This is a genomic window from Desulfosalsimonas sp., from assembly GCF_046483245.1.
Classification (GTDB): Bacteria; Desulfobacterota; Desulfobacteria; order Desulfobacterales; family Desulfosalsimonadaceae; genus Desulfosalsimonas.
Genome location: NZ_JAWODO010000041.1, coordinates 34856 through 47129 on the forward strand (window position 1 = coordinate 34856; position 12274 = coordinate 47129).

The window sequence follows — 12274 nt, forward strand, 5'->3', positions numbered from 1 at the left end:
GCCTGCCTTATGAATAAACACCAGGAAAAAAAACGAGTCACAATCTTCATCGTGGATGATCATCCAGTATTTTGCCTTGGAATGACCGAACTAATAAACAAGGAAAAGGACCTGCAGGTCATTGGCAGTGAGGAAAACGCTCAAATTGCCATCCAAGAGATTGAGAATCAAAAACCTGATTTCGTGATTGTAGATATTTCCTTAAAAGACAGTGACGGCATCGACCTGGTCCAGGAACTCAATAGAAGTTATCAGGATCTGCCAGTGCTGGTACTTTCCATGTACGATGAGTCGCTTTATGCCGAAAGGGCAATGCTGGCAGGCGCACGTGGATACATAATGAAACAGGAAGCAATACCTGTTGTCGTCAAGGCCATTCGGCATGTTCTTGCCGGAAATATTTACGCCAGTGAAAAGATAAAAGAAAAAGTATTCCAGCGTCTGGTTACAAAAAAAAAGAAACTTGAGAATAACTTTTCACTGGACCTGCTCTCCAACCGGGAACTGGAAGTTTTCCGTCTTACCGGCAAAGGTTTTTCAACAAAGGAAATTGCCGAACAGATGAACCTTTCCCCTAAAACAATCGGAACATACCGCGAAAATATAAAGAATAAACTTGACCTTAAACATTACACTGAACTGATCAAATTTGCCGTTCACTGGTCACAGAAAATCGAGTTTTAGGTGTAATTCTCACCAAAAGCCCTGATTATATTTTTGGGCGCTGAAGTATCAATATCTACCTGCTTTCGAAAAAATCCCATCCGCGACAAGTCTCGTAGTTTACGTGTTGCAGTACCCCTGTTTTTATCCCGTCATGCACATAACTCTCTTTTACTGCATAGGCTTAAAACCTAAACAAAGCACCCGGTAAAAGCCTACCCGCTATCAGCTTTTCTGCAATTGCATTTTCGGCCATGGGCCTATTGTTTAATGATTTTGCATTGACTAATCTATACCATCAATTAGTCCAACTGCAATCCGATTGAACACAAAATACCAATTAAACAGGAGGTAGGCAATGGCAAACCGTTCAGTTTGTAAGCATCTGCTTAGTCCAGTCAATTTTCTTTATCGAAGTGCGTCGGTTTTTCCGGAAAAGACCGCGGTCATCAACGGACCAAAGCGTTATACTTACGCCCAGTTCCAGGAAAGGGTGTTTCGGTTCGCCAATGCTCTTTTGAAAAGTGGCATCCGCAAAGGGGATAAAGTAGGTTTTATTTGCCCCAACATCCCCCCGATGCTCGAGGCCCATTACGCAGTACCCATGATCGGGGCAACTCTGGTGGCTATCAACATCCGTCTTTCTTCCGGAGAAATTGAATATATCATCAACCACTCAGATGCAAAAGCCCTGTTTGTAGACAATGAGTTTGCCCCCACTGTTTTGCCGGTGATCGATAAATTGCCGCATATCGATCTGTTGGTCAACATCTGCGATGCAAGCAATGAAATGCCATTGGATGGTCCCGATTATGAGACATTTATCGGATTGAGTTCACCCGATCCGGTGGAAAATGCCATCGAGGATGAATACGATGTGGCAACGATCAACTATACTTCGGGTACCACCGGGCAGCCCAAAGGAGTCATGTACCATCACCGCGGGGCTTACCTGAATGCCATCGGCGAGCAGTTGGAATTCCACACGGATGATCAATCTGTTTACCTGTGGACTCTCCCCATGTTCCATTGCAACGGCTGGTGTTTCACCTGGGGCATTACGGCTGTTGGGGCAACCCACGTATGTCTGCGCAAAGTGGTCCCGGAAGAAATCTACAAAACAATCAAGGCCGAAGACATTACTCATCTGTGTGCCGCACCGACGGTATTGATCGGCATGTCTGCCTATGCCATCGAAAACCAGATCCGGTTAGACCATCGCCTTGAAATCATGACTGCAGGTGCCCCCCCGGCTCCTACGGTAATACAGAACATGGAAAGCGTCGGCGCCAATATAACCCAGACCTATGGCCTCACAGAAGTTTTCGGGCCCCATAGCGTATGCCAGTGGCAAACGGCATGGGATGATCTAAGCCCCGACAAAAAAGCCGTTTACAAGGCCCGCCAGGGCGTTCCCTTTATTGTCGCCGAACACATGGATGTTGTTGATCCCGACACCATGGAGTCTGTACCGCGCGATGGAAAAACCATGGGCGAAATTGTTATGCGGGGAAATAATGTCATGCTGGGCTACTACAAGGACCCCGAGGCAACCGAGGAGGCGTTCAGGGGTGGGTGGTTTCATAGCGGCGATTTGGCTGTCATGCATCCGGACAATTACGTGCAGATCATGGATCGCAAAAAGGATGTGATCATCAGCGGAGGTGAAAATATTTCAACGGTCGAGGTAGAAAACGTATTGTACAAGCACCCGGGCGTCATGGAAGTCGCGGTAGTCCCGATCCCCGACGAGAAATGGGGCGAAGTGCCGAAGGCTTTCGTCGTGCCACAACCCGGGTCGACACCGGACGCGGAATCGATCATCGCGTTCTGCAAAGAGCATCTGGCCCGGTTCAAGGCGCCAAAGGTCGTCGAGTTTGGAGAACTGCCGAAAACAGCTACCGGCAAAATCCAAAAGTATAAATTGCGTGAAAAAGAATGGCAGGGTCGTGAGCGGAAGGTCAATTAAGGCCTCTGCTTAATCAAATGAATCTTAAAAGAACAAACAAAAAGGAGATACCATGTCATTTTCGTTGTATAAGCGCAAGGAAGGCGAAGAGCAGCCTTATTGGCCTTTTGGCCCCTTTAAAATCAGGCTGCCCCTGATTCACTATCGATGGGAATGGATTGAATTCTTCCAGGCCTTGATCCTTTTTGTCGTGAGCCTGGCCATGATTCCACTACTTGAAAAATACCTGGGTCTGCCATATGAAATAGCCTTGGCTTATGTCTTCGTTTGTGGCATCGGGTTTATGCTCCCGGCATTCCTCGGGGTTCCCATGGTGCCGGGATGGATCACGCCGGCCATTCCTGTGGTCCTGCTGTATTTATCCCAGTTTGAACCCGGCCCGGAAGCGATCCAGGCGCTGGTCGCTCTCCAGCTGCTCGTGGCAGCGATTTTCCTTTTACTCGGTATCACCAAGCTGAGCAGTCGGATCGTTAGAAATGTTCCGTCGTCCATCAAGGCCGGAATCCTGCTGGGGGCCGGAGTGGCTGCTTTAATGGGCGAACTGGAGATAGGAGGCCGCATTACCAATACCCCTATTGCCCTTGGACTCGGATCATTGCTCTGTTTCTACATGCTCTTTTCCATTTCATTTTTGAAGCTGAGGCAGACAAATCAAATTGCCCGTATTTTAGGCAAATTTGGTATGGTTCCCGCCATGGTGTTTGCCATCGGAATCGGCATGTTGGTCAGAGAATACCCCCTGCCGGATATTGAATTCGGCATCACGATCCCCGCATTTAAAGAGATGTGGGGGTACCTGCCGTTTATGGTTGGATTTCCCACGGCAGATATGTTTATAAAGGCGATTCCAACCGCCATTATCGCCTATATCATTGCATTCGGAGATATCATTGTCGGTACTGTACTGGTCCATACCGCCTCTGCCGAAGCACGCCCGGATGAGAAGGTGGATACCGGCGCTGATCGTATTCACCTGGTTACCGGTCTGCGCAATGTTATCCATTCCTTATTCGCGCCTTACCCGGGACTGGCAGGACCGATCTGGACGGCAGTTACCGCAACAGTGGCTGACCGGTACCGACAGGGACGTCAAGCCATGGATTCGATCACCAGCGGAAGCGGAACCTTCTGGGTGGCCGGATTCCTTGCCCTGTTCATCCTGCCGTTGGTCAGCTTTTTTAAACCTTTTCTGCCCATCGGCCTCTCTTTGACCCTGGTGGTGACCGGCTATTTATGCATCATCACCGCTTTTAAACAGGTCGAGACGCCGGCCGAACTCGGCGTTGCCGGCACCATGGCTGTCGTCCTTGCCATGCATGGCGCTGCATGGGGATTGGGTGTCGGTATTGTTCTGCACATTATTTTGGAAAGGAGACTCTCCCTGATTCCAGACAAGCCCGATGTAGAACCAGCAAAGAATTAACAAAACAGCACAAAAGCTCTTGCCGGTCTCCACCCCTTTCCCATAATTGCCTTGGATCTGGCAAGGGCTTTACAGAATGTCATCCACCTTCAATGGTACTCCCAAATCCGGGAACAATGGGCATTCAGTTTGGTAGCCTTAAATTGTCTTCATTAATTTTTCAAGGACTATGGCACGAACAAAGGGAGGATGCATGAAAATCAAACCCGTTCAGATTAAAAAAATTCTCTATACCACAGATTTTTCGGACACATCCCTGTACGCTTATTCCTATGCGGTCAGCCTGGCCAATCTTTATAGGGCCAGTATTACCGTGTTGCATGTAATCACGGACCCTATAAACATAGAGGCACAGCTTTCCGGTCTCCTGCCGGAAGACCAGTGGGCGGCTATCAAGAACCGCCACATCGAGGAAGCCAGGGAAACACTTCTGGAGAAACGTCGCGACAACGTGATAATCCACGAAACACTGAACCAGTTCACGGAAAACGTCAAGGCTGAAAACCGCACTTCAAAAGCGGCTGCAAACGACGAAGTAGTTGTATTGTGGGGCGAGCCAGTGGATAAAATCCTGAAGGTTTCCGAGGAGGGCGGGTGCGACCTGATCATCATGGGAACGCACGGCCACGGCCTTCTCGATAGCCTGCTGGGAACGACAGCCAAAAAAGTGCTCCGCAAGTCCATGATTCCAGTATTGACGGTGCGTCTGCCCGATTAAATCATCCTGAATTCTCCGCGCTGCCGGAAATGCACAAAGAATCCGGCTGCGCAGACCAAACATGCATTACCTTGGAACGCTGTCTGTTGCGGCAGCAATTCACGGTTATTACCGATCTATTGCCTGAACGAAAACCAGCGTTTTACATGACCATCATAGTTGACACGTCACCTCTTTTCATACATACCATAATAATTACCTTGGAGTGAATTCTATCCAGGGAGGAGTATGCATGAAAGGGCCAATCCATTTAAGAAAAGATGTAACTGATCCGTGGTGGTAAGTTGTTTGGTATGATCCGAGAACCGACAAAAGAGCCAGGATTTCAAGATATATGGATCGCAGCCGCATGTATCAGACGCACCCGAACACGGAAAAAGATTTCGGGCGCAAACAGGTCGAAAAGCTCTTGGCTCAGATGCAATCCGATGTTGAGCGTGGGGTGTTCCGACTTGAACGGTACACCGGAATCCAGCGCACCGATGTCGATCAATTTTATCAGGAATGGATGGATGAAGTAATCAAGAGGAATTTGAAGCCGGGGACATACAAAGCATATCACTTAGAAATATCTGGTATAAAGCCTGCGACGATGCGGGAATACCGAGAAAGTGGGTTTATCAGTCAACCAAGCACACGAGCTGCGCGCATTTTATTGAGGACGGCGGGACTGTGGATGAACTTCAGATGTTGACTGATCATGCCAGGTGCGATTCAGTTACCGTGTATGCAGAGGTAACACTTGAGCGGAAACGGGCTTTAATGGAAAAACATGAAAACGTGGTGGATTTTGAGGAACTTTCACGGAACTTTCACGGAATCGGAAAAGGCAAAAAATAATAGAGTAAAAACGAAGGGTTATACTCAAAGGCACAAGTTCGATTCCCATGCACTTCCGCCATTTTTATTTGTTTTTTCAGCAAGTTAACTTTCCAAGCCCATCTGATTTTCCCCGGTTTCTTCTCCCAGATCTATATCAGGGTTTGCCAAACTTGGCAAGCATACCCGTGCCCGCCCGGCTCCGGCGTATCCAAAGCGCACAATTGAAAACATTACCGGTGCCGTCTTGGATGTCTATTCATGGAAAACCCGTATTCCCCCGATAAAAGGCCCTTTCTGGAAACCATAAAACCCGTTTGTTATCGAAAAAAAACAGTCGCAACCCACTATGTAACAAAAAAAACTTTTGGCCTTAATTTTTCCGCCACACGTCCGAAAAGATCCTTTTATGATTTCAGGAGGAAAAACATCTTAATTTTAAACAGAAAACATTTTGCAGAATGACCAAACTAAAAGGAGGCAAACGAAATGAAGGCCAAATCATTGCGGTTCAAACTAATCGCCGGCGGAATACTGGTGGTGTTAATTCCTTTGCTGGCGGTTGGATATTTTGCTGTTACCCGGGCATCAGAGGCTCTGCAGGGCCTTGGACGGGAACAAGTCGTCAATTTATCCAAAGATCTGTCCAGCATGACGGATTTGGTGCTCAAGGAAGAGCTGAAGCTGAGCACAGAAATTGGTTCGGATGTAAAATTGCAGGAAGCGGTATCCGCAGTGGTTGAAACAGGGAGGCAAAGTGCGGCCGCTGAAGCGGAATTATTGGACAAAAGGCTTTCAGGCATAATGACGTCCATCGGTCATGATTATGAAGCCATCTTTTTGGCCGATCCCAAAGGTGTTATTTATTCAGATGGCAACAAAGGCGCATACCGGGATGTCTCCATCGCTGACAGACCTTATTTTCAAAAAGCAAAGAGCGGAAAAACCCTGGTCGGCAATCCCATAAAATCAAAGGTCACGGGCGATGTCGTGGTGCCGGTGGCCAGCCCGGTCCAGACCCCGGAAGGCAAATTTGCCGGTGTCCTTGCATTAATTGTTAAAATTGATTTTATCGCTGATAAAATCACTTCTGTCAAAATCGGCGAAACCGGGTATCCTTTTATAGTGAATCAGAAAGGGCTGATTCTCGTCCATCCGGATGAAACCCTTATTCTGGAGACAGACATAACCCAGCTTCCTGGCATGGAAGACATTGCCCGGGCGGCAACAAACGGCCAAACAGGGGTGAAACAATATATTTACCAAGGGGATAAAAAAATTGGGGGTTTTGCGCCCGTGGACCTTACCGGATGGAGCGTTGTAACAACTCAGACAGCTGATGATTTCATGGGAACGGCCAATTCCATTCGCAATTTCATGACAATCATGACCGTTGTTTTCCTGGGCGCCACAATGCTGATTGTCATCTTTTTCGCCAACGGTATCAGCCGTCGGGTGATGAATATCGTGGATAGTTTAAACAGGAGTTCCGAGCAGGTCGCTTCAGCCTCCGGCCAGGTGGCCTCCACCAGCCAGTCCCTGGCGGAAGGATCCAGTGAACAGGCCTCAAGCCTTGAAGAAACATCTTCTTCCCTCGAGGAGATGGCGGCACAGACCCGCCAAAACTCCCAAAATGCGGATCAGGCAGACAATGCTGTCAAGGAGACTTCCAAGGTTGTTGAAAACGGGGTCTCATCCATGGAGCGAATGAACTCAGCCATCAATGAAATTAAGGAATCTTCCAACGAAACCTCGAAAATTATAAAAACCATTGATGATATTGCTTTCCAGACAAATCTTCTGGCACTTAACGCCGCAGTGGAAGCTGCACGTGCAGGCGAGGCCGGCAAGGGCTTTGCCGTTGTTGCCGAAGAGGTCAGAAACCTTGCCCAGCGAAGCGCCGAGGCCGCCCAGAACACATCCCAGCTTATTGAAAAATCTCAGGAAAACGCCAACAATGGCGTCAACGTGGCCGAGGAAGTCGCCACGCAGCTCAATTCCATCAAAGAAAGCTCGGCCAAGGTGAATACCTTGATTTCAGAAATTGCCGCCGCCTCAAAGGAGCAGACCCAGGGCATCGAACAAGTCAATGTCGCGGTTTCTGAAATGGACAAGGTTGTTCAACAAAATGCCGCGGATTCCGAGGAATCTGCCAGTGCAGCCGAAGAACTTTCCTCCCAGGCGACAGAAATGGAAAAAATGGTTGCCGAACTGGAAGCGGTGGTGGCAGGCAGCGCTGCCGGTGGAGGCCACCGGTCAGATTATTCACAGCCATCCACGGCCAGGGTTCGTCCCAAAAAACAGTCATCGCATCAGCCGGAAAACAGGCAGCAGAAACAAACCCCCAAAAAGCTTGCCGGAAAACACCGGTCAAATGACGCAGATCAGGTAATCCCATTGGACGATAATGATTTCAAAGAATTCTGATACCTGAAAAAAACAATAAATGCAAACAGGGCGGTCTGACAAGACCGCCCTTTGATAAAATAAACCGGAGGACAAATCGAGGCGGCACCATCGCTGGGCATGCAGGCAAACACCCATTTCATCCTCGGCATGGCCAAAACCGAATCCGCTGTCAAGATTCTTCTGGATATCGACAAGGTCTTATCCGCCGAAGAAATGAATGCCCTGACCCGTACCAGCGGATAAACAAAAATAACAGGCGGGTTGTCGAAACCACCCCGGATCAACCGGGTTTAGGAACGCAGCACGTGGTAGCAGACCACGGGATCCAGCTTGTTTTTCACGTGCACCTGCCCGCGGCATTCAAACGCGAAATTCTCCGTGTTGGCCAGATAGGTTTGCTCGCCGATGATGATCTCACCACCGGCGGCCATCTGCTCAAGCCTGGCCGCCACGTTGACGCAATCACCGATGACCGTGTAATCCATCCGGTTGGCCGATCCGATATTTCCGATAATGGCCGTTCCCGTGTTGATCCCGATGCCGAGTTCAAAATATTCCAATCCGGCGGCCATTCGACGCCGCCGCATGGCGTCTGTGGCCGCCTGGATTTCAATGGCCGTGCGGATGGCATTGGCCGGCGCATTGCCATCTGTGTCCACCAGGCCGAAGACGGCGATCAGCTGATCACCCACGAACTTGTCAAGCAGGCCGTTGTTTTTAAAAATAATATCCACCATGACGCTGAAATACTCGTTTAGCATGGCCACCACCTCTTCTGCGGCCATACGCTCGGCAATGGTGGTAAATGAACGGATATCGGCAAACAGCACAGTGACATTGCGCCGCTCGGTTTCCAGAAAAACCCCTTCCTTGAGGTTAATGAGCTTTTCCACGAGGTTGTTGCCCACATACCGACTCAGGCGGTTTCGCAATTGCTCTTCACGCTTGCTGCGCTGATAAGACAGGGCCAGATCCCTGGCATAGACCATCAACTGGGTGGCCTGTTGCTGGTTTTTGCGATTTAATTCTTCAACCTGCTTTTGCAGCAAATGAAAAGAACCCGCAATGTCGAATAACTCCCGGTCCGCACGCAGCTCTGTCAACTCCGCTTCTCCCCCCTGCCCGGCCCGGCCGGCGGCCAGCATGAGTTTCCGGATCTGGGATACCAGCCGGCGCAGTAAAATATAGCCGGAAACCATGCTTGCCAAAGCCAGGGGCAACGCCCAGAGAAGGTCGCCGGCTGGATCAGGGGATAGACGAAATAAGAGAAAAAGCAACAGAAGAACGGGGAAAATGGCCATCAGCACACCCGCCGCCCGAATCCGGCCAACGGTGCTCAAGTAATTTTTCCGATTCCGCCGGCTCATTCAGGGCATCCGTTTTCTTCAGGCGCCATGCGCTGAAAATCAAATCCATGGTGAAAGCAAACAGCAATGCCCTGCAAACCGGCATCGGGTTTGGCGCCGCAAGCCTCCGGGCAGTTGATGCGCACCACGCTTGCCTGGTTTCGGATGCAGGCCTGCACGTCTTCTGCAGCATCGAGCATAATGGCCACATCTATATCCTGGCCCACATGGTAGCGGTCCGGAAAACTGGACAAAAACAGTGCACCGCTGCCCGATACGTCCTGTAGGCGGGTGACTTCCTTAAAAGGGCGATTTTGGAAATCTTTTCCGGAAATCCGTACCGGGAAGGTAATCTGGTAGCGATCAAAAGAGCGCTTATCAAAACTAGTGTCCGGGTCCGGCACCTGAGGAGACAACTGTTTTGGCCGGGTTCCGGGCAGAATCCGCCGGACAAGTCCCCGTAAACGCGTTTTCAGGGAGTCAAGCAACGGATCGGCTTCCTTTTTCAAATCTCAGGGCATCAGGTGATGCACACCCGGCGCACCTCGCTCATGTCCGTGAATCCGGCAAACATCTTTGCAATGCCATCCTGAACCAGCGTGGTCATACCCTCCTGGCTTGCCTGGTTGAAAAGCTCTTCAGCACTGGCCTGCCGCTTGATCATCCGCTTGATCGCCTTGGAGCCGTCCATGAGTTCATGGATGCCCATCCGGCCCTTATAGCCGCTGCTGCACTGCTCACAGCCTTTGGGCCTGTAGATGGTCAGATCCTCGGTCCAGGTAATGCCGGTTTGCTCAAATGCCGCCTCGCCGTAGATTTCAACAATCTCATCGAATTCCTCCCGTGTGGGATGATAAGCCTCCCGGCAGTTGGGACACAGGCGGCGCACCAGGCGCTGGGCCAGCACACAGATAAACGCATCGGAAAAATTCAGGGGATTTAACCCCATGTCCAGAAGTCGGGTCACGGTTTCCGGGGCACTGTTGGTATGCAGGGTGGAAAACACCAGGTGACCGGTCAGGGAGGCCTCCACACCAATGGAAGCGGTTTCGTAATCGCGCATTTCACCGACCATGATAACATCCGGGTCAGCCCGGAGAAACGAACGCATGATACGGGCAAAATCCAGCCCGATCTTTTTGTGCACCTCCACCTGGCGCAAGCCCTGCTGGGTAATTTCCACCGGGTCTTCAGCGGTCCAGATCTTGCGCTCGGGAGTATTGATGTGATGCAGTGCTGAATGCAGGGTTGTGGTTTTACCCGAACCCGTGGGCCCGACGCACAGAATCAGCCCATAGGGCTTGGAAATGCCCCGCCGCATGACTTCAAGATTGCGCTCGGTCATGCCCATCTCGTCGATTTTCATGGCGCCGGCTGAAGCCAGAAGACGCATTACCGCATCTTCCAGGCCTCCGGCTGTGGGCAGGGTGGCCACACGGAGTTCAAACTGAGGCACGCCCCGCCGCCGGAATTTGATTTTTCCATCCTGGGGCATGCGCCGTTCAGCAATATCGAGCCCGGCCATGATCTTGATACGGGACAACAAGGCATTGGCAAAGGTATTGGGCACTTCGAGAAAATCCTGGCACACCCCGTCTATGCGAAAACGAATCTTGGTGCGCCGGGTGATGGGGGATGGTTCCACGTGAACATCCGAGGCGTTTTTCCGGAAAGCCGTGATCAGGGTTTGATCCACCAGCCGGACCACCTTGCCGGAGGCCTCGGTATAGGCTTCAAAGTCTTCTTCTTCATCCTCTTCTTCGTCGAATTCGATTTCCGGCAGATTTTCAAAGGCCTCAGTAGTGGAAAGGCTGTCCTGTTCAGACTTGGCTGATTTTTTCCCAACAAAAAAATGATTAATAATGGCTTCAATGTCTTCCTTGATGCCAACAGAGAAGACAAACTTGCTGGTGTTAAACAGGGCCTTGGCATGATCGAGCTTGCGCAGGTCCTTGGGGTCATCGAGCAAGATTTCAATGTGGTCGATTTCCCATTTCAGGGGCACCCATAAGTCCTGGAGCAAAAAGGGCTTTTTCAGGTTGGCCAGAAGTTCGTAGGGCACCTCCATTTTTGAATTATATTCCTTGAAGGGGCAGTGATAGAACGCGGATAAAGACTTTCCGATCTGCTCCTTGGGCACCTTGAACTGCTCCATGAGCACCTGTTCCACGCTCTTTTTGAGCTGTTTGGATATGCCCAGGGCCTTCTGAAGCTGATCAGTGGTGACAATCTCATTTCGCAGCAGATAATCATAGCGGGATTCATACCGCTCGCCCGGTCCTGCGGAAGCCAGCTTTTCCTTGATTTTGGGGTAGACCGGATCGATTCCCTGAACGGATTGGTAACACTCAGCAGCCAGTTCCTTATAATCGCGATGCTCAAATGCCAGGCCGAGCTCGTATTTCATGTCCGCCCGGGTTTTTTCTGAAATCTGATTTTCCTCGCCGATGGCATCGACGCGCTGGATGACCTCGGTCGGCGGAAACAAAGCAAAAAGGCACTCCAGCAAATCTGCATAAAACTGGTCCACTGGATAATCGGCTGAAAAAAGCTTTTGATATTCTTTTACCGCTTCCTTGTACAGGCCCAGTTCCTTGAAGGCCGTGGCGCTGTCATAGACCTCGGGGGCGCTTTCCCCGAGGGAAAGCCCTGACTTGATGTGAGAGACATCTTCGGTCGACAACTCCTTGGCCACGTCCTGATCCAGGTCCTCGGCCTCCTGACTCAGGGAATCGATTTTGCTTTGGATTTCCGCCCTTGTCTCTTCGGTTAAATCAGTAAATGATTCAAGCATATTCCGGTATACGGATATGGCTTCTTCGTATAATCCGTGGGCTTCGTATGCTTCTGCCACCTTTTGCCGGGAGTCGAAACCGGGTTGTTTTTCCACGGTCTCCATGTTTCCATCCTTTTTGATTCGCAAAATA

At 50.3% G+C, this 12274-nt stretch carries 10 protein-coding genes; 7 read left to right on the forward strand and 3 right to left on the reverse strand.

The genetic code is table 11. The annotated features are described in order from the left end of the window. Positions 1-9 precede the first annotated feature (9 nt). The 7 genes from R6U41_RS04185 to R6U41_RS04215 all read left to right on the forward strand — a co-directional run bounded on the left by R6U41_RS04185 (position 10) and on the right by R6U41_RS04215 (position 8244). Positions 10-684 (forward strand): response regulator transcription factor, encoded by a 675-nt coding sequence (locus tag R6U41_RS04185; RefSeq protein WP_410268580.1) that lies wholly within the window; start codon positions 10-12, stop codon positions 682-684. Between the two features lie 337 nt (positions 685-1021). Then, on the forward strand, positions 1022-2632 hold the full coding sequence (locus R6U41_RS04190; RefSeq protein WP_410268581.1) for an acyl--CoA ligase family protein: 1611 nt from the start codon (positions 1022-1024) through the stop codon (positions 2630-2632). A gap of 52 nt (positions 2633-2684) precedes the next feature. After that, the gene (locus tag R6U41_RS04195; protein ID WP_410268582.1) at positions 2685-4055 is read left to right on the forward strand and encodes a xanthine/uracil/vitamin C permease; all 1371 of its coding nucleotides are present in this window, start codon (positions 2685-2687) and stop codon (positions 4053-4055) included. 193 nt (positions 4056-4248) lie between these two features. Further along, positions 4249-4773 (forward strand): universal stress protein, encoded by a 525-nt coding sequence (locus tag R6U41_RS04200; protein WP_410268583.1) that lies wholly within the window; start codon positions 4249-4251, stop codon positions 4771-4773. Positions 4774-5107: 334 nt separating this feature from the next. Beyond that, positions 5108-5467 carry a hypothetical protein gene (locus tag R6U41_RS04205; protein ID WP_410268584.1) on the forward strand — a complete coding sequence of 120 codons (360 nt, stop codon included), beginning with the start codon at positions 5108-5110 and terminating at the stop codon, positions 5465-5467. A gap of 614 nt (positions 5468-6081) precedes the next feature. Continuing rightward, complete coding sequence (locus tag R6U41_RS04210) at positions 6082-8019, forward strand: methyl-accepting chemotaxis protein (protein ID WP_410268585.1); 1938 nt, start codon at positions 6082-6084, stop codon at positions 8017-8019. A 99-nt stretch (positions 8020-8118) separates the two neighbouring features. Next, positions 8119-8244 (forward strand): hypothetical protein, encoded by a 126-nt coding sequence (locus R6U41_RS04215; RefSeq protein WP_410268586.1) that lies wholly within the window; start codon positions 8119-8121, stop codon positions 8242-8244. A gap of 47 nt (positions 8245-8291) precedes the next feature. On the opposite strand, the gene R6U41_RS04220 is transcribed toward R6U41_RS04215, so the two are convergent. The 3 genes from R6U41_RS04220 to R6U41_RS04230 form a co-directional block, all read right to left on the reverse strand. After that, positions 8292-9200 carry an adenylate/guanylate cyclase domain-containing protein gene (locus tag R6U41_RS04220; protein ID WP_410268587.1) on the reverse strand — a complete coding sequence of 303 codons (909 nt, stop codon included), beginning with the start codon at positions 9198-9200 and terminating at the stop codon, positions 8292-8294. A 164-nt stretch (positions 9201-9364) separates the two neighbouring features. After that, the gene (locus R6U41_RS04225; RefSeq protein WP_410268588.1) at positions 9365-9835 is read right to left on the reverse strand and encodes a PilZ domain-containing protein; all 471 of its coding nucleotides are present in this window, start codon (positions 9833-9835) and stop codon (positions 9365-9367) included. Between the two features lie 32 nt (positions 9836-9867). Then, complete coding sequence (locus R6U41_RS04230; RefSeq protein ID WP_410268589.1) at positions 9868-12246, reverse strand: ATPase, T2SS/T4P/T4SS family; 2379 nt, start codon at positions 12244-12246, stop codon at positions 9868-9870. Positions 12247-12274: the final 28 nt, after the last annotated feature.